This is a genomic window from Micromonospora foliorum, from assembly GCF_022229015.1.
In the GTDB taxonomy this organism is placed as follows: domain Bacteria; phylum Actinomycetota; class Actinomycetes; order Mycobacteriales; family Micromonosporaceae; genus Micromonospora; species Micromonospora foliorum.
Genome location: NZ_JAKKFF010000075.1, coordinates 66641 through 84305 on the forward strand (window position 1 = coordinate 66641; position 17665 = coordinate 84305).

The window sequence follows — 17665 nt, forward strand, 5'->3', positions numbered from 1 at the left end:
CGGCATCAGCACACAGTCCGAGAGGGCTGCCGCCGGCAACTGCCGGGTCCCGAGGTGACGTCCGTCTGCCCGTGCGGACGTCGTGATCCGAGGTACGACCCGTGCGGCTCGCCCGGTGAGCCACGGCAGCGATCGTGCTCTATATCGAGAGTGAGCGATAACATGCCGTACGTCAAGACGTAACGAGCCGTTCACGCCGATCTCCCGGAACGCCACGTTTCGCCCGGCCCCAGAGGCCCAGGGCAACCGTGCTCAGCCGCCGGCTGACCAGCGGACGAGCCGCGCCAGCGTGCCGCCGGGGCCGCACCGGACAGCAACCCTGTTATCGCTCACAGTCGTCGGCCGACGACGACCGCCGCACGGTTCACGGGCACCCGGTGGCCGAGCCACTCGGAGACCGCTGCGCCGGCGCCACCTCGGCGCGCACTCCGGCGATCAGGTCGGCGGTGGTGTGGGCCTCGATGCCGGGCTGTGCGGCGTCGGCGAATCGCTCGACGACCGCCCGGACGTGTCGCTCCGCGGGTGCGGCGAGGCCGTCGTAGACGGCCGCGAACAGCTCCCTCGCCGGGCGCCTGAGCCATTCGGTTGGGAGGAGCTCCACGGGCAACTGCGGATCGAGGACGGGAAAACGCCGGAAGGTGTCCATGACCTCGGTACGGGCCCGTACCGCGGCAGCACCGTCGACCTGCCCGGACAGCACTCCGGGCAACAGTGGCGTCCAACGCCGGAGGAACGCGTCGTAACTCCGGCTGATGGCCTCGATGTCCCAGGCCTCGATCGGCGCACGGTGGATGGTCGAGGCGAGCGCGGTCTGCCGCCCCCGAAACACCGTCACGGCGCCGAGGGTGAGCCGGTCGAGCTCGGCCCGAGCCGCGGGGGTCAACTCCTGCGGTGAGATCCACAAGCCGTCGTACAGCGGCGCGTAACCGAGCCACCGCAGTTGCCCCCGCAGGGCCCGGCGCTGCGTACTGCGATCCTGCGGCAGCGAGAAGGCGACGAGCGTCCAGCACCCGTCCCACCGCGCCGTCGAGGTGGTGGAGGCGAGGATCCACTGCCCTCCGGCGGAGAGGTTGGCGGCGGCGGCGTGGCTGAGCCGGTAGGAGCTGCGCCGCCCCAGTCGACTGCCCTCCAACACGCCACGGCGGGCCAACCGGCTGATCGCGGTCCGCGCTCCGGCCGTCGTCACACCGGTCTCACCGAGCAGCGCGACGATGGCGGCGGACGGGAGGGCGGCACGGGTCCGCAGCGTGTAGTCGGCCAACAGGGTCACCGCGACGCCCTGCGGTGAGTTGCCGACCTGCTTGCGAGGCAGCCGGAGGGAGTGGTCTCCATCGTCCGGATAGATCTCGTCGATGTCGAAGGGGCTTGCCACAGGCGCTCCGTGCTCCTCGGGGACAGCAGGACGACTGTAGACCGAGCGCCACGCTCCCCATAGATAGAGATACTTCGATTGACACTTGTTGGTCCGGAGGGAACACTAAATGCCACGCGACGCCATCCGAAGCCGGGCCGGGCGAGCCACAGGTAGCGGGCCTCGTGCGACCACCGCGGGAGACGGGCACACCCGCAACCGGATCGCACGGCCGATCCAGCCTGCACAGGCAATCGAAGGAGTCGTCCGTTGAAGATCAGAAGGAAACTGCTGTTCGCCCTGGCCGCGTCACTGATGGCCGCCGGCCTGGTGGTCCCCACGGTCGGGCCCGCGTACGCGGCGTCGCTGACCGAGGTGACCAGCTTCGGTGACAACCCGGGCCGGATGCGCATGCACGTCTACGTGCCGGACAACCGCCCGGCCCGGCCGGCGGTCGTGGTGGCCATGCACGGCTGCGGCGGGTCCGGCCCCGGTTTCTACTCCGGGAGCGAGTTCGCCAGCCTCGCCGACCGCTACGGATATATCGTGATCTACCCGTCCGCCACCCAGCAGGCCGGGTTCGGCAACTGTTTCGACGTCTGGTCGGACGCCGCCAAGCGACGTGGCGGTGGCAGCGACCCGGTGTCGATCGTCTCCATGATCCGGTACGTGCAACAGCAGTACGCGGCCGACCCGGACCGGGTCTACGCCACCGGCAGTTCGTCCGGCGGCATGATGACCAACCACATGCTGGCCCTCCATCCCGACCTGTTCAAGGCCGGCGCCGCGTTCATGGGCGTGCCGTTCAACTGCTTCGCCAACGCGGCGGACTTCCCGCCCACCAGCAGCCAGTGCACCGGCGGCACCATGAACCGGACCCCGCAGCAGTGGGGCGACGCGGTCCGCCAGGCGTACCCCGGCTACTCCGGGCCCCGCCCCCGGGTTCAGCTGTGGCACGGCACCAACGACACGCTCGTGCCGTACTCCTTGTTGCAGGAGGCGATCGAGCAGTGGACCAACGTGTTCGGGCTGAGCCAGACACCCACCTCCACCGACACGCCCCAGGCCAACTGGAACCGGCGCCGGTACGCCGACAGCGGCGGCACCGTCCAGGTCGAGGCGTACAGCATCCAGGGGGCCGGGCACAGCCTGCCCTCCGGCGGCATGGCCGCGTCCGCCATCGCGTTCTTCGGACTGACCGACCCCACGACGCCGCCCCCGACCACGCCGCCCCCGACCACGCCACCGCCGACCACCCCGCCGCCAACCACTCCACCGCCGGCCTCCGGCGCCTGTCAGGTGACGGTCGACGTGAACGCCTGGAACACCGGGCTGACCGAGAACATCACCGTCACGAACACCGGCACCAGCGCCGTCAACGGTTGGTCCCTGGTCTTCACCCTGCCGGGCGGGCAGACCATCACCTCGGGCTGGAACGCCACCTACTCCCCCAACTCGGGGCAGGTGACAGCCCGGAACGTCGCCTACAACGGCGGCATTCCCGCCAACGGCTCGGTGAGCTTCGGCTTCCAGGCCACCCACACCGGTAACAACGCCCGACCGTCCTCGTTCACCCTCAACGGCGCGTCCTGCACGGTCGCCTGAGACCGGGTCGACGTCCACCCGAGCGTGCGTCGGTCACCACGAGGTGGTGACCGACGCACGACTCGTTCGGGCGTCGCCGGGATCAGCGGTAACCGGCGGTCACCACGCTGGCCTGCACGGCGTTCTCGGTCGCGTCGGACGGATAGCCGGCGACCATGGCCCCCTCGTAGAAGGTGCCGGCGCTCAGGTTGGCGCCGCCGTCGGGCTTGCAGCAGTCACCGCCACTGCCCAGGATGATCGCGCCCTGCTTCTTCATCGGGCTGTATCCGGGCGGGAGCGAGCCGTCGTACAGCGTGTAGAGGCTGCCGGCCTGCGCGTCGCTGCCCTTGATGGCGAAGCGGGACGTGCCGTTGTTCTTGAGCGTCGCGGTGACGAACTTGCTGGTGAACGCCCGTTGGTTCGGGTTCCAGGAGCTGCTGCCGCCCGGGAAGAGACCCCATTCGAGGTCGGCCTGCACCCAGGGGCCGCTGCCGGAGCAGCCGCCGAACCAGCACTGCTTGCTGAAGTTGATGGCGTCCATCGCCCCCGCGGCGTCGGCCTTCCGGGTCGTCTCGCTGTTGCCGTAGTCGAAGCAACAGCCGCTGTTGACGTGGGTTCCGCTGGTCACCATGTACATGCCCTCGGGCGCCGCGCCGGTCGGTACGCCGGTGAGGTGCCCGTCGCGCCAGTAGCTGTTGCCGGGATTGATGTAGAGCGAGTACGCCTTCGCGCCGCCCACGGTCAGCGACTCCGAGGTCGCGATCGCCGGCTTGCTCTGTGGGGAGCCCGGAACGACGCTCGACCCCTGGTACCAGAGGTCGTTCCCGCGCCCGGACTGGTCGAAGACGACCGTGATCACGCAGGTCGTGCCGGTGCAGAACGAGTCCTGTGTGGCCGCGTTGGCGGTGCCGCCGGTACCCGTCAGCCCGATGTTGCGGGTCGTGTTGTCCGACGAGCGTCGAACCTGGTAGAGGTTGCCGGCGTACGCCTCGTAGAGCGCCCGCGTCGTGCTGTGCGCCGCGATGCACGGGGTGCCGCCGGAGGCGTAGATGTCGCACGGGCGTGCGCCGGTCGGCGGGTTGGTCGGCGGCGGGGTGGTGGTCGGCGAGGCCCACTGCTGGTTGGCGCCACCGTTGCAGGCCCAGAGGATGATTTTGGTGCCGTTCGCGGTGGCGGCGGCGTTGGCGTCGAGACAGAGCCCCGACTGCACGCCGGTGATGGTGCCGTTGCTGTTCACGTTCCACTGCTGGTTGTTCTGGCCGTTGCAGTCCCAGATGATCGCCTGGGTGCCGTTGGTGGTGCCGCGGCCGGAGGCGTCCAGGCACTTGTTGCCGTACACCTGGAGTTGCTTTGTCGACGTCCACGTCCAGGTCTGGCCGGCAGTGCCGTTGCAGTCCCAGAGTTGCGTCTGGGTGCCGTTGGTGGTGCTGGAGTTGGGCACCTCGAGGCAGCGGCCGGACGGCGTACCGATGATCGGGGTGCTCTGCCCCGGCACGATGGCGGCCGCCAAGGCGGCGGCCTCGGCGATCGGTGCCGGGGCACCGGGGGTGGCGCCGATGCCGACGAGAACGCCGACCAGCGCACCCGCCAGGGCGGTCAGACGTCCGGCGCGCTGACGTCTCGGGATGGGATCACGGGCCTTTCCTGGCCCGACGGGGGACGGGGTTCGCACGAGGTGGCTCCTCGGAGTCGTGGAAGCGCGGTGGGGTGTCGACGCGCCACGGAGGGCGGTGGCGGTGGCGAATCGATTCGCAGCGAATGGTATGACCTTTGTTTTATTTATGTCAATGAATGCGATAGGGGGGTGACGCGCTGGCCGTTGGGCGGACGGCCAGCCCGTCACCTCCCCTCGGGACGCCTACCGCCCCAGGATCCGCCACGTCTGGTTCAACGGGCTGCCCTGGTTGACCGCCCTGCAGGTCCACTGGTGGACAAGCGCGCCGGCCGCCGTGGAGACCGCGTTGACATCGACACACTTGCCGCTGTGCCGCGCGACGAGTTGGTAGTCGTGCGAGTCGTTGCCCGAGTAGGTCACCTTGCGCAGCGTGAACTGCTGGTTGAGGCTGTTCAGGCAGGTCCACTGGTGCACGGCCGCGCCGTCGGCGGTGGACACGCCGCTGACGTCGAGGCACTTGCCGCTCTGCTGGTTGACCACCGTGTAGGTGTCGGCCACGCCGGCGACCGGGCGGAAGTTCCAGAGCTGCTGGTCACCGCCGTCGCAGTAGTTCTGTTGTTGGACGTTGCCGTCGGCGGTGCTCAGGCCGGCGTTGTTCAGGCACTGCTGGGAGTGCTGGGCAACCGCCACCGACTGGAAGCCACCGTCCGAGGGGGGCAGCAGCGTGACGGTGAAGGTGTCGGTCTGGTTGGTGTACGGCAGGGTCACCGTGGCGTTGTTGTTGGACACGCCGACCAGGCTGTTCGACACCGTGACCGGCCCCGCCACCGCGCCGCCGCCGTTGTGCGGAATGCGTTGGGTGAGCACCCGGACCTGGTTGTTCTGCACGATGCCGCTGGTGGTGTCCAGGCGTTGCAGGTTGACGGTCAGGTTCCCGGTGGTACGACCACCGCCGATGAGCACCTTCGCCACCCCGGCCGTCTTCGTGGCGTACGCGTCGTACGACTGACTGGGGGTCACCGCGACGATCTCCCCGACCTGGGAGGCGTAGTAGCGGTAGTTCCACCACTCCCCCTTGGGCTGGTGCTGCCCGGCCGAGTTGCGGATCAACAGGTTGCCGAGGTCGTTGTGCAGGCTGCCGCCGCTGGCCCAGTTCGCCCGCAGGCCGTCGGCCCGGGCCCGCTCCAGACGCGCGATGTACCAGGCGCCGTCGGCCGGGTTCTGCTCGTCGGGCGCGCCGTACTCGTTGATCTGGTACGGACGCGGGTGGGCGATGCCGCGCGGGTCGAGGGTGGCGTTGGCGGCGGCGACGTTGGCGACCGGGTCACCGGGCAGCGAGTGCCAGCTGATGATGTCCGGCACGGTGTTGGTCGAGCGGACGAAGTCCAGGTACTGGTTCCAGAAGGCGTGCGTGGTCGACGGTACGCAGGCGCAGCTCGGCCCGACGATGAGCTGGCTGGGGATCTCCGCCCGGATGCGCTGGTAGGTCCGCCGCCACAGTTCGAGGTACTGGGAGATCGGCCGGTTCCAGAAGATGGTGATGTTGGGTTCGTTCCAGATGTCCCACTGCACCGACAGCCCGGACGCCCGGACGTCGCTGATCAGGCGGGTCAGGAAGTTGTCGTAGTCGGTCCAGTTGCCGTTGTCACCGGGGAAGCGGGAGATTCCGGCGCCGTCGGCACCCCAGAGGTCGTGCGGCAGGATGATGAACTTCCCGCCGAGGGCGGTGGTCCGACGCGCCTGGGCGAGTGTGGAGTTCCAGCGACGGTCGTAGGTGCCGCCGACCCAGCCACTGCCCGGGAGCTGCGCGCCGCCGGCGCGCATGTACTGGAACTTGACGTCCCGGTAGAAGTGGTCGGCCGGACCGCTGGCGTTCTCGGTCATGCCGTAGATCCAGCCGGAGGCGCGGTAGGTCGGCGCACCGCTGGTGGTGGCGAAGTTGACGCTTATCGACTCGTCGGCGGCCTGGGCGGGGGACGGGACGACGGTGACGGCGGCAGCGGCGGCGAGCAGGCCGACGACGAGTCGGGCCACGAACACGCGGGCTCGTCCGGACCTGCTGCGGGACGGGGTTTTCACGGGCGGCTCCTTGGTGGGGCGCGGGGGACGCTCTCCGGAGGGCAGCGCTTGCGAATCGATTCGCACGGATCGTAGGACCGGGAACTGAACCATGTCAATGAAGTAACGGCGCGGTGACGTCCGTGTTGCCCAGCGCTCCTCCCGGCGAAGCCAACTGACTATTGACCTTCGGGCATGGCCAGACCTATCTTCGGGCGAACCGATTCGTCGAATCGATTCGCCTCATGGTTGGACTGGTCCAACCCGCGACGATCACCTCACACACCCCACCTGACGATCGATTTGAAGTGAGGCACCACATGACCGGACTCAGTCGGCGGCGCCTGGCCGCCGTCGCCGTGATAGCACTCGCCGCAGTGACGGGCAGCGCCTGCTCGTCGTCCGCCGACGGCCCCACCGACGGTGGCGCCTACCTCGTCTGGGACCCGTATCCGCAGTTCGCCGACGACTCCGAGTGGGTCGCGCTGCTCAAGAAGTGCGGCACCTCCGCGGGGGTCTCGGTCGAGCGAACCGGCTACGACACCACCGACCTGACCAACAAGGCGCTGCTCGCCGCCCAGCAGGGAAACTCACCGGACGTGCTGATCGTGGACAACCCGGTCATCTCGACCCTGGCCGAGGCGGGTGCGCTCACCACCACCGACGACAACAAGCTGGACGTCTCGGCCATGGAGAAGAACCTGCTCGGCGCCGGCCAGAGCGGCGGCAAGACCTACGGGGTGCCGATCGGGGCGAACACCCTCGCCCTCTACTACAACAAGGACCTGCTCACCGCCGCCGGCGTCGACCCCGCCGCCGTCACGGACTGGACGTCGCTGACCGCGGCACTGACCAAGGTCAAGGCCAAGGGGAAGAAGGGCATCACCTTCTCCGCGATCGGCACCGAGGAGGGCAGTTTCCAGTTCCTGCCCTGGTTCTGGGGGTCGGGCGCCCAACTGACCAGTCTGGACTCGCCGCAGGCGGTGTCCGCGCTGACGCTCTGGACCGACTGGCTCAAGCAGGGCCACGCGCCCAACTCCGTCATCAACAACACCCAGACCACGAGCTGGCAGGAGTTCGCCACCGGCGACTACGCCTTCGCCGAGAACGGCACCTGGCAACTGGCCAACGCGGAGAAGCTCGGCTTCTCGTACGGCACGATTCCGATCCCGGCCAGCGCTGGCGGGCCCGCCCCTGCACCCACCGGTGGTGAGTTCGTCTCCATCCCCGTGCAGAAGAACACCGGCCGGTACGAGACGTCGCAGAAGCTCGTCGCCTGCCTGACCAACGCCGACAACCTCCTCACCACGGACACCACGCTCTCCTACGTCGCACCCGTCGCCGCCGTACAGGAACGACAGGCGACCGCGGACCCCAAGCTCAAGGTCTGGGTGGAGGCGGTCCGGGCAGCCAAGGGCCGTACCGGTGACGACCTCGGCACGAAGTACCCGAAGATCTCCGAGGCGCTGTGGACCGCGGTGCAGTCGGCCCTCAGCGGCGGGAAGTCGCCGCAGCAGGCACTGACCGCCGCGCAGACCGCCGCCACGACCAGGTAAGCGATCCGAACCGACACCATGCCCTCCACGACAGAGACCTCCACCGCGGTACGCGACCAGGGTGGGGCGGCGACCGCCGCCCCACCCGGGCCGCCCCCGTCCCGTGCCCGCCGGCCCAGCCGCTGGTGGGCGTGGGGCTTCCTGGCACCCGTGACCATCTACCTGGCGGCCTTCTACGCCTACCCGCTCTACCGCAACGTCGAGTTGAGCCTGCGGGAGTACACCGTCCGCTCGTTCGTGCAGGGCGGGGCGCCCTTCGCGGGCCTCGACAACTACCGGACGGTCCTGACCGACCCGGCCTTCGTGCCGACGCTGACGCACACAGTGGTCTTCACCGCGGCCTCGCTCGCCTTCCAGTTCACCATCGGCATGGCTCTGGCCCTCTTCTTCCATCAGCACTTCCCGCTGTCGCGCACGTTGCGGGCACTGATCCTCGTACCGTGGCTGCTGCCCCTGATCGTCTCGGCGTCGACCTGGTCGTGGCTGCTCAACAGCGACTCGGGGCTGGTCAACGCGGCGCTCGGCGTCGTCGGAATCGACCCGGTCAACTGGCTCACCTCGCCGGGCTGGTCACTCACCTCGGTGATCATCGCGAACGTCTGGATCGGCATCCCGTTCAACCTGGTGGTGCTCTACAGCGGCCTGCAGGCGATCCCGACGGAGATGTACGAGGCGTCCGCGCTCGATGGCGCGACGGGATGGCAACGGTTCTGGGGCATCACCTTCCCGTTGCTGCGTCCCGTCTCCCTGATCACGCTGCTGCTGGGGTTGGTCTACACGCTGAAGGTCTTCGACCTCATCTGGATCATGACGAAGGGCGGCCCGACCAGCTCCTCGGCCACGCTCGCCACCTGGTCGTACCGGCTCGGCTTCGGCAACCTGCTGCCCGAGTTCGGCCCGGGCGCGGCCATCGGCAACCTGCTCATCGTGCTGGCGCTGATCGCCGGTCTCGTCTACATCCGGATCGAGCGGAGGCAGCAGCTGCGATGACCACCTCGACGCCTCGGGCCTGGTGGAAGACCGGCGTCGGCCTGGTGCTGACCGGGCTGATGCTCTTCCCCGTCTACTGGATGATCAACGTGTCCTTCACCCGGGACCAGGACATGCGGGCCAGTCCCCCGCACCTGTTCCCCACCAACGGCACCTTGGACGGCTACCGGGCGGTGCTCGACCAGCAACTGCCCTACCTCGGCACCAGCTTCCTGGTCGGCCTCGGCACGGTGGTGCTGACCGTGGCGCTGGCCGCCCCCGCCGGTTACGCGCTGGCGAAGCTCCGGCCACCCGGCGGCCCGGCGCTGAGTTTCCTGCTGCTGATCGCGCAGATGATCCCGGGAATCATCATGGCGATGGGCTTCTACGCCATCTACCTCACCCTCGGCGTCCTCAACACGCTGCCCGGCCTGATCCTGGCCGACACCACGCTCGCGGTGCCGTTCGCTGTCCTGATCTTCACGGCCTTCATGTCCGGCATCCCCGACGAGCTGCTCCAGGCCGCGGTGGTCGACGGCGCCGGTCGGCTGCGGACCTTCTGGTCGGTCGTGCTGCCGGTCAGCCGCAACTCGATCGTCACGGTGTCGCTCTTCGCGTTCCTGTGGTCCTGGTCGGACTTCATCTTCGCCTCGACCCTGTCCGGCGGCGGCGACCACCAGCCGATCACCCTCGGCATCTACCACTACATCGGCAACAACAACCAGCAGTGGAACGCCATCATGGCCACCGCCGTCGTCGCCTCGATCCCCGCCGCCGTGCTGCTGATCCTGGCCCAGCGGTACGTCTCGATGGGTGTGACCGCCGGCGCCGTCAAGGACTGACCATCCGCGGCGGTCGAGGACTGACCACCCGCACCACAGAAAGGCACCCGCCACCCATGACCGTCGCCCCGTCCGGTCCGGAGTTCCCCATCCAGGACATCCCGTTCAGCTACCGCGGATCCTGGTTCAACATCTCCCCGGTGGTAGCCGAGAAGACGTACGCCGACGACCTGCACCTGGTCTCCCACCAGACCGGGCTGCACCCCGTACTGCGGCTCACCCCCACGGTCGCCGGCTCCACCGTCGTCGCCACCCCCGCGCTGTTGACCTGGCACAACGGAGCCGACCGGATCGAGGCCGTCTACGACGGGCCGGACACCCTGCGGATCCGGGGCCACCGGCTCGGCCTACGGGTGGCCGCCGCCGCGCACACCCTCACCCCGTTCAGCGGCACCTACCTGTACGCCGACCCGGTCGACGGATCACACGTGTTCACCTCGTACGAGACCGGTCGCCGCTACCGGATCACGGTGCTCTCCGGCGCTCTGCTGCGGACCGACGGCGCGCAGGCACTCGGCACCGCCGACCGGTCCCTGGACCTTCCCGGCGACCAGCCCTGGGAGATCGCCATCGAGGAGTACGCCACGGCGCGCCGCCCGTACGCCCGATCCGCCACCTTCGAGCAGTTGTGCCGCGACCGGCTCGCGGATTTCACCGCGTTCGTCGACGCGATCGCGCCCTGGCGTGGTCCGGAGACGCCGGCCGCCGAGCTGGCCGCGTACGTCCTGTGGTCGGCCACCGTCGCCCCGGCGGGCTTCGTGACCCGGCCGGCCGTCCTGATGTCCAAGCACTGGATGGACAAGGTGTGGAGCTGGGACCACTGCTTCAACGCCATCGCCCTGGCGGCCGGCGAGCCGGAGCTGGCCTGGCACCAGTTCCACCTGCCCTTCGACCACCAGGACGAGGCCGGCGCGCTCCCCGACTCGGTCACCCACTCCGAGGTCCTGCACAACTACGTCAAGCCACCCATCCACGGCTGGGCGCTCCGTCACCTGCGCCGACGCCTGCCCCACCCGCCGGACCGGGCGGCGCTGGCGCAGACGTACGACCGGCTTGCCCGCTGGTCCGAATTCTGGCTCGACGCGCGGCGCGCCCCCGGCCACGACCTGCCGCACTACCAGCACGGCAACGACAGCGGCTGGGACAACGCCACCACCTTCGACGACAGCCGGGTCGTCGAGACGGCCGACCTCGCCGCGTTCCTGGTCTCGCAGCTTCGCTGCCTCGCCGACCTCGCCACCGAGCTGGGTGAGCCCGCGGCCCGCTGGTCCCGGGAGGCCGACCGGATCCACGAGGCCATGCTGCGCGACCTGTGGGACGGCGAGCGCTTCTGCGCCCGGGACCCGCACACCGGGCACCGGCGACGGAGCCGCAGCCTGCTCGACCTGATGCCCGTCGCACTCGGGGCCGACCTGCCGGCCCCGGTCGCCGCCGCGCTGGCACGAGGCGTGGAAACCCACCTGACCACGCACGGGCTGGCCACCGAGCCGACGGACTCGGCCCACTACCTCGCCGACGGCTACTGGCGTGGCCCCATCTGGGCGCCGTCCACAGTCCTGGTCGAGGACGGCCTGCGCCGGGCCGGGCAGACCCGGATCGCCGACGACATCAGTCGGCGGTTCCTCGCGCTGTGCGAGAAGTCCGGCTTCGCGGAGAACTTCGACGCCGAGACCGGCACCGGGCTGCGGGACCGCGCGTACACCTGGACCGCCAGCAGCTATCTCATCCTCGCCGCTGCTGCGGAGGAACGGCGGGTCAGGGGCGAATAGCCGGCTCGGATCAGCGGGCCCGAACCGGGCCGGTGCTGGAACGCAACGAGATGGGCGGACTGTAGAGGCGGTGTCGTGGCACGGCGCCGGGAGCCGCGATGATCTCCAACAGCAGCGACACCGCCTCGGCGCCCATCTCGACCATCGGCACGTCGGCGGCGGTCAGCGGCGGGCGGAAATCCTCCGCCCAGTGCTGCGCGGCGACTCCGGTGACGGAGAAGTCGCGTGGCACGGACAACCCGGCGCCGGTCAACGCGCGCTGCATCCCGGGCAGTGCGGCCTCGTTGATGGTGGCCACCGCGGTGACCTCCGGGTGCGTCGCGAGCAGCTGCTCCATACATGCCTCGCCGGAGGCGGTGTCGTCGCCGCTGCAGACCTCCACGCCGGTCAACCCCCGCTCCACCGCCGCCGCACGAAACCCGGTCAGCGCGCGATGGCTGGGGCCGTACCCGGCGGCCACCAACTCGGCGGACCGGTTCACGAGCGCCACGTGCCGGTGCCCCAGGTCGGCCAGGTGCTGCACGCACCGGGCGATCAGCCCGGCGTAGTCGATGTCGATCCAGCTCATCCCGTGTGGCTCGGCGGTCCGGCCGATGGTGACGAACGGCAGCCCGGCCTTGGTCAGCCGGGTCACCCGGTCGTCCGCCAACCGGATCTCCATGAGGACCACGCCGTCCACCCGACGCCCGGTGACGATCCGCTCGAACGACCGGTCATGGTCGCCGCCGGAGGGGGACAGCAGCACGTCGAGGTCATGGCGGGCGGCGGCCTCGACGACGCTGGCGACGAAGCCCAGTTGCATGTCGGTCAACCGCTGGCTCGCCGGCGGGATGACCAGCCCGAGGGTGCGGGTGCGCCCCTCCTTGAGAGCCCGGGCGCTGGCGTTCGGCCGGTAGTCCAATTCGTCGATGACCGACTGGATCCGTTGCCGGGTCGCCTCGGAGACGCTGCGTTTCCCGCTGAGCACGTAGGAGACGGTGCTGCGGGACACCCCCGCCCGGCGAGCGATCTCCCCGATGTTCATCAATCGCCCTCGAATCGATTTCTGCCCCGACACGGGGACGCACCTTGCTCCGCTGACCAGCATATCCGTCCCCGGGCTCGTCGATCGATGAGCAGCGCCTGCGAACTAGCGCCAATAGATGGACGCCCATTAATGTCACAGGTATGACGTGTGACGTCAAATTCACGCCCCACCCCCACCACGCACGGGAAAGGATCCGATGAATGTGAGGAGAAAGCTGGGTCGCCTGCTGGCCGCCGCCGGGACCCTGTTGGTCCTCGTCGTCGGCGCTGGCGTCTACGTGGTCTCGGACGCGCCGGGCGTCGCCCACGCCGCCGGCACGGGTCCGTGTGACATCTACGCCTCCGGCGGCACGCCGTGCGTGGCCGCGCACAGCACCACCCGCGCGCTGTACGGCGCGTACAACGGCCCGCTCTACCAGGTCCGACGATCGTCGGACAACACCACCCGCGACGTCGGTGTGCTCAGTGAGGGCGGCTACGCCAACGCCGCCACCCAGGACACGTTCTGCGTCAACACCAACTGCGTCATCACGATCATCTACGACCAGTCCGGCCGCAACAACCGTCTCACCCAGGCGCCCCCCGGCTACTTCGTCGGCCCCGCCCCGGGCGGTTGGGACAACCTCGCCGACGCGAAGGCGGCACCGGTCACCGTCGGCGGGCAGAAGGCGTACGGCGTCTACATCGCCCCCGGCACCGGGTACCGCAACAACAACACCAACGGTGTCGCGACCGGCGACCAGCCCGAGGGCATCTACGCGGTTGTCGACGGCACGCACTACAACCAGTGGTGCTGCTTCGACTACGGCAACGCGCAGACCAACAACCTCGCCGACGAACGCGCCATCATGGAGACCGTCTACTTCGGCGCCAACAAGCAGTGGGGCTACGGGGCGGGAGCCGGCCCCTGGATCATGGCCGACCTGGAGTGGGGGCTCTTCTCCGGAGTCAACGCGGGCTACAACAACATCGCGTCGATCAACCACCGCTTCGTCACCGCCATGGTCAAGGGCGAGCCGAACCACTGGGCGATCCGGGGCGGCAACGCCCAGTCGGGCAGCCTGACGACCTACTTCGACGGGCCACGCCCCAACGGCTACCACCCGATGAAGAAGGAAGGCGCGATCCTGCTCGGCATCGGCGGTGACAACAGCATCACCGGCCGCGGCACCTTCTTCGAGGGTGTGTTGACCTCCGGCTACCCGACGGCGGCCACCGAGAACGCCGTCCAGGCCAACATCAACGCCGCCGCCTACGCGCCGGCCGGCGGCGGCAACCCGCAACAGAACGTCCAGGTCGTGGGCGGCCAGTCCAGCCGTTGCATCGACGTACCGAACGGCAGCACCACCAACGGCACCCAGGTCCAACTCTGGGACTGCACCGGCAACACCGCGCAGCGGTGGACCTACACGGCCGGCAAGCAACTCCAGGTGTACGGCAACAAGTGCCTCGACGCCAGCGGCCAGGGCACCGCCAACGGCACCCAGGCCATCATCTGGGACTGCCACGGCGGCACCAACCAACAGTGGAACCTCAACTCCAACGGCACCGTCACCGGCGTCCAGTCCGGGCTCTGCCTCGACGCCAACGGTGCCGCCACCGCCAACGGCACCAAACTCATCCTCTGGGCCTGCAACGGCGGCACCAACCAGCAGTGGTCCACCCGTAGCTGACCCACCGCACGATTGATCACCCGTGCCGCCCCCCGCAGCGCCGCCGGGGGCGGCACGACCTTGAGTTACCTGGCGGCCCGCACCCTGCGCTCGGCTGACCCGCCCTGTCGATCTGCCGAGGAGCGCCGGGTAGGTTTCGGGACCGGGCGAACAGCGGGGGTCGCATGGTCAGGGGTTGGCACGGTTGGCTCGGTACGTTCAACGGCGTCGTCCTCATCACGATGGTCGTCCTGCCGTTGGCCGCACTGGCGGTGTGGGTGCTGGCACGCCGTAGACGTGCCGCCGGCACCGGCTCGGCGTGGCGGACGTCGCTGGCCGACGTCGGCATCGTCTACGGCACGGTCCCCTGGGTATGGATGATCATGTTGCCGGGTGACCAGGCCGGCGTCGTTCCCGGTCGGGTGGCCCTGGTGCCGCTGCGCGACCTGCTCACGATCGTCTCCGACGGGGGGCCGCTGACCGCGACGGTCCAGGTGGTCGGCAACCTGTTGGTCTTCGCGGCCCTGGGGTTCTTCGCGCCGCTGCGGTTCCCGGCGCTGGCGTCGGTGCCGCGGGTCCTGGCCCTCGCGGCGGGCTGCTCGGTCCTGGTCGAGACCGCCCAGTACGTCCTGCGGCTGGACCGGGTGTCGTCGGTGGACGACGTCCTGCTCAACGCCGCGGGCGCCGGGCTGTCGGCGCTGGTGGCGCGCCGCTGGTGGCGCGCCACACCCGATACGTCCACGCAGCGCCGACCAGAACCGGCCCCGGCAGCGGGACGCTGAACGCCGCGGTCAAGCACCAACAGAGCTGACAGTCGATCAAGTGGGCGGCTCTGCCAGCCGCTCCAGCCGGGCCAGACCATCCCAGCCGCGCTCGCGCATCAATTCCAGCAGTCGCTCCACCCGGGGGTCCGCCTCGACGGCCAGCGCGTCCAGAAGATCGAACGGCAAATCGTCCTGCGCCACCTCACCGAGGTCGATCTCGCCAGAACGGTATGCCTGCTCGGCGAGGCTGGCCAGGATGTCGGCGGCCTCCACCAGACGCGCGTCGTCGCCGGTGTCGCTTTCAAAGACCTCCGACAGGATCCGATAGAGCCGAACGAGCTGCGGGTCGTCGAGCTGCGCGGTCTTGCTGGGCATCCATTCGCGGACGCGATCGGGCCAGCGAGCCGACATCAGGATCCAGCTGTCCCGCTCACCCGCCACCACCCGCTCGGAGACGCCGATGTCCCGGAGCCGGTCGAGGTAGGTGATCACCTCTGGTGCAAGCGCCAGACGATCCCCGGCGGCGAGTTGCGCGATCTGCTTCCGGCTGGCCTCCAGTCGTGCGATCTCGTCGCCCAGTTGCCTGTCGATCTCCTCGACCGCAGTGGCGAAGGTCGACGCGTCGGCCTCCAGCAGCTGACGGATCTGGGAGAGCGGCACGCCAGCGTTGGCGAGAATCCGGACCCTGATGAGGGACACGACCGCCCCTGCGTTGTACCGCCGGTAGCCCGAGGTGTCCCGCTCGGGCTCCGGCAGCAGGCCGATCTGGTGGTAGTGCCGAACCGCCCGCACCGTGACCCCGGCATACGCCGCCAGTTGACTGATCGTCAGCATGCCCTGATCCTGCCCCCCGAGTCGCTCGGCCCCACCCGAATCCAGCTCAGGAGATCTTGCGGCGGTAGGTCAGGTTGGCGAACAGGTAGGCGAGAACGAGGATCCCGACGCACCAGGCGAGGGCGGTCCAGATGTCCGCCCCGACCGGTTTCTGCGCGAAGAGGTCGCGGATCGCGTTGACGATGGCGGTCACCGGCTGGTGCTCGGCGAAGGCGCGCACCGGGCCGGGCATCGACGCGGTGGGCACGAAGGCCGAGCTGACGAAGGGCAGGAAGACCAGCGGGTACGAGAACGCGCTCGCGCCGTCCACGGACTTCGCGGTGAGGCCGGGGATCACGGCGATCCAGGTCAGCGCGAGGGTGAACAGGAGCAGGATGCCGGTGACGGCGAGCCAGCCCAGCACGCCCGCGCCCGTGCGGAAGCCCATGAGCAGGGCGACGAGGACGATGACCACGAGCGAGACCAGGTTGGCGACAAGTGAGGTCAGCACGTGCGCCCACAGCACCGAGGACCGTGCGATCGGCATGGACTGGAACCGTTCGAAGATGCCGCCCTGCATGTCCAGGAAGAGCCGGAAGGCGGTGTACGAGATGCCCGAGGCGATCGTGATGAGCAGGATGCCGGGGAGCAGATAGTTCACGTACGAGTCGGAACCGGTCTCGATCGCGCCGCCGAAGACGTAGACGAACAGCAGCATGAAGGCGATCGGCATGACGGCGGTCGTGATGATGGTGTCCGGGCTGCGGGCGATGTGGCGCAGTGAGCGTCCCAGCAGGATTGTGGTGTCACCGAGGAAGTGCCTGTTCATCGTTGTTCCTTCTCCGCCTTGGCGCCGACGAGGGTGAGGAAGACGTCCTCGAGGGTCGGCTGCTTCTCGACGTACTCGACCTCGGCGGGTGGCAGGAGCTGCTTGAGCTCGCCCAGCGTGCCGTTCACGACGATCCGTCCCTCGTGGAGGATCGCGATCCGGTCGGCGAGCTGTTCCGCCTCGTCGAGGTACTGGGTGGTGAGCAGCACTGTGGTGCCGCCCCGGGCGAGTTCCTTGACCGCCTGCCACACCTCGATGCGTGCCTCCGGGTCCAGCCCGGTCGTCGGCTCGTCGAGGAAGATGACCGGCGGGTTCCCGATCAGGCTCATCGCGATGTCCAGACGGCGACGCATGCCACCGGAGTACGTCCGCACCCTCCGGGCGCCCGCCTCGGTCAGCGAGAAGCGCCTCAGCAGGTCGTCCGCGATCGCACCGGGCTCCTTGAGGTGCCGCAGCCGGGCAACCAGGACCAGGTTCTCCCGCCCCGTGAGGATCTCGTCGACCGCCGCGAACTGCCCGGTGAGACTGATCGACTGACGTACGTCGGCGGCCTGGGTCGCCACGTCGAAGCCGGCGACCCGGGCCGTCCCACCGTCGGCCCTGAGGAGCGTGGCCAGAATCTTCACCACGGTGGTCTTGCCGGCCCCGTTCGAGCCGAGCAGGGCGAAGATGCTGCCCCGCGCCACGTCGATGTCGACGCCGCGCAGCACCTTCACCTGCTTGAACGACTTCTCCAGGCCGTGCACGTGGATCGCGGGCTGCTCGGCCTGAGCTGTTGGCGGTGGGATGCTCATGGCGTCAGCATGGGGGGTTGACGCAGCGTCAAGGTCAAGTTGG

Annotated in this window: 14 protein-coding genes; 7 read left to right on the forward strand and 7 right to left on the reverse strand. The window is 69.3% G+C overall.

Annotation, left to right across the window (positions count from 1 at the left end; all coding sequences use genetic code 11):
* Window positions 1–364: 364 nt before the first annotated feature.
* Window positions 365–1372: a PaaX family transcriptional regulator gene (locus tag PSH25_RS07135; protein WP_238658236.1), complete on the reverse strand. Its 1008-nt coding sequence runs from the start codon at window positions 1370–1372 to the stop codon at window positions 365–367.
* A gap of 249 nt (window positions 1373–1621) precedes the next feature.
* Between PSH25_RS07135 and PSH25_RS07140 the strand changes: the two genes are divergently transcribed.
* A complete protein-coding gene (locus PSH25_RS07140) occupies window positions 1622–2956 on the forward strand; it encodes an extracellular catalytic domain type 1 short-chain-length polyhydroxyalkanoate depolymerase (RefSeq protein WP_238658237.1) in 1335 nt (444 codons plus the stop codon).
* 82 nt (window positions 2957–3038) lie between these two features.
* On the opposite strand, the gene PSH25_RS33905 is transcribed toward PSH25_RS07140, so the two are convergent.
* The gene (locus PSH25_RS33905; RefSeq protein ID WP_308193633.1) at window positions 3039–4607 is read right to left on the reverse strand and encodes an arabinofuranosidase catalytic domain-containing protein; all 1569 of its coding nucleotides are present in this window, start codon (window positions 4605–4607) and stop codon (window positions 3039–3041) included.
* A 186-nt stretch (window positions 4608–4793) separates the two neighbouring features.
* Window positions 4794–6629 carry an RICIN domain-containing protein gene (locus tag PSH25_RS07155; protein ID WP_238658238.1) on the reverse strand — a complete coding sequence of 612 codons (1836 nt, stop codon included), beginning with the start codon at window positions 6627–6629 and terminating at the stop codon, window positions 4794–4796.
* A gap of 299 nt (window positions 6630–6928) precedes the next feature.
* On the opposite strand from PSH25_RS07155, the gene PSH25_RS07160 reads away from it, so the two are divergent.
* From PSH25_RS07160 to PSH25_RS07175, 4 genes are read left to right on the forward strand one after another with little or no spacing between them, the layout of a single operon-like run.
* Window positions 6929–8164, forward strand: coding sequence for a sugar ABC transporter substrate-binding protein (locus PSH25_RS07160; protein ID WP_238658239.1), 1236 nt, complete (start codon window positions 6929–6931; stop codon window positions 8162–8164).
* Window positions 8165–8182: 18 nt separating this feature from the next.
* Complete coding sequence (locus PSH25_RS07165; protein WP_238658240.1) at window positions 8183–9154, forward strand: carbohydrate ABC transporter permease; 972 nt, start codon at window positions 8183–8185, stop codon at window positions 9152–9154.
* A complete protein-coding gene (locus PSH25_RS07170; RefSeq protein WP_238658241.1) occupies window positions 9151–9975 on the forward strand; it encodes a carbohydrate ABC transporter permease in 825 nt (274 codons plus the stop codon). The genes PSH25_RS07165 and PSH25_RS07170 overlap by 4 nt, the downstream gene beginning before the upstream one ends.
* A 56-nt stretch (window positions 9976–10031) precedes the next feature.
* Window positions 10032–11744 (forward strand): amylo-alpha-1,6-glucosidase, encoded by a 1713-nt coding sequence (locus PSH25_RS07175; RefSeq protein WP_238658242.1) that lies wholly within the window; start codon window positions 10032–10034, stop codon window positions 11742–11744.
* Between the two features lie 10 nt (window positions 11745–11754).
* Here the strand turns inward: PSH25_RS07175 and PSH25_RS07180 are convergent, their stop codons facing one another.
* Complete coding sequence (locus PSH25_RS07180) at window positions 11755–12768, reverse strand: LacI family DNA-binding transcriptional regulator (RefSeq protein ID WP_238658243.1); 1014 nt, start codon at window positions 12766–12768, stop codon at window positions 11755–11757.
* A gap of 199 nt (window positions 12769–12967) precedes the next feature.
* Between PSH25_RS07180 and PSH25_RS07185 the strand changes: the two genes are divergently transcribed.
* Together PSH25_RS07185 and PSH25_RS07190 are read left to right on the forward strand one after the other, a co-directional pair.
* Window positions 12968–14443 (forward strand): arabinofuranosidase catalytic domain-containing protein, encoded by a 1476-nt coding sequence (locus tag PSH25_RS07185; protein ID WP_238658244.1) that lies wholly within the window; start codon window positions 12968–12970, stop codon window positions 14441–14443.
* A gap of 164 nt (window positions 14444–14607) precedes the next feature.
* Window positions 14608–15204 carry a VanZ family protein gene (locus PSH25_RS07190; RefSeq protein ID WP_238658245.1) on the forward strand — a complete coding sequence of 199 codons (597 nt, stop codon included), beginning with the start codon at window positions 14608–14610 and terminating at the stop codon, window positions 15202–15204.
* Window positions 15205–15240: 36 nt separating this feature from the next.
* Here the strand turns inward: PSH25_RS07190 and PSH25_RS07195 are convergent, their stop codons facing one another.
* From PSH25_RS07195 to PSH25_RS07205, 3 genes are read right to left on the reverse strand one after another with little or no spacing between them, the layout of a single operon-like run.
* The gene (locus PSH25_RS07195; RefSeq protein ID WP_238658246.1) at window positions 15241–16020 is read right to left on the reverse strand and encodes a MerR family transcriptional regulator; all 780 of its coding nucleotides are present in this window, start codon (window positions 16018–16020) and stop codon (window positions 15241–15243) included.
* A 46-nt stretch (window positions 16021–16066) separates the two neighbouring features.
* A complete protein-coding gene (locus PSH25_RS07200) occupies window positions 16067–16828 on the reverse strand; it encodes an ABC transporter permease (RefSeq protein ID WP_238658247.1) in 762 nt (253 codons plus the stop codon).
* Window positions 16825–17622 carry an ABC transporter ATP-binding protein gene (locus PSH25_RS07205; RefSeq protein WP_238658248.1) on the reverse strand — a complete coding sequence of 266 codons (798 nt, stop codon included), beginning with the start codon at window positions 17620–17622 and terminating at the stop codon, window positions 16825–16827. Before PSH25_RS07205 ends, PSH25_RS07200 begins: the two co-directional genes overlap by 4 nt.
* Between the last annotated feature and the right edge of the window lie 43 nt (window positions 17623–17665).

What these genes read in the sequence shown, in the direction of transcription:
- PSH25_RS07160 (WP_238658239.1), top strand. Translation starts at nt 6,929, where the DNA reads ATGACCGGACTCAGTCGGCGGCGCCTGGCCGCCGTCGCCGTGATAGCA.
- PSH25_RS07165 (WP_238658240.1), top strand. Translation starts at nt 8,183, where the DNA reads ATGCCCTCCACGACAGAGACCTCCACCGCGGTACGCGACCAGGGTGGG.
- PSH25_RS07170 (WP_238658241.1), top strand. Translation starts at nt 9,151, where the DNA reads ATGACCACCTCGACGCCTCGGGCCTGGTGGAAGACCGGCGTCGGCCTG.
- PSH25_RS07175 (WP_238658242.1), top strand. Translation starts at nt 10,032, where the DNA reads ATGACCGTCGCCCCGTCCGGTCCGGAGTTCCCCATCCAGGACATCCCG.
- PSH25_RS07180 (WP_238658243.1), bottom strand. Translation starts at nt 12,768, where the DNA reads ATGAACATCGGGGAGATCGCTCGCCGGGCGGGGGTGTCCCGCAGCACC.
- PSH25_RS07185 (WP_238658244.1), top strand. Translation starts at nt 12,968, where the DNA reads ATGAATGTGAGGAGAAAGCTGGGTCGCCTGCTGGCCGCCGCCGGGACC.
- PSH25_RS07190 (WP_238658245.1), top strand. Translation starts at nt 14,608, where the DNA reads ATGGTCAGGGGTTGGCACGGTTGGCTCGGTACGTTCAACGGCGTCGTC.
- PSH25_RS07195 (WP_238658246.1), bottom strand. Translation starts at nt 16,020, where the DNA reads ATGCTGACGATCAGTCAACTGGCGGCGTATGCCGGGGTCACGGTGCGG.
- PSH25_RS07200 (WP_238658247.1), bottom strand. Translation starts at nt 16,828, where the DNA reads ATGAACAGGCACTTCCTCGGTGACACCACAATCCTGCTGGGACGCTCA.
- PSH25_RS07205 (WP_238658248.1), bottom strand. Translation starts at nt 17,622, where the DNA reads ATGAGCATCCCACCGCCAACAGCTCAGGCCGAGCAGCCCGCGATCCAC.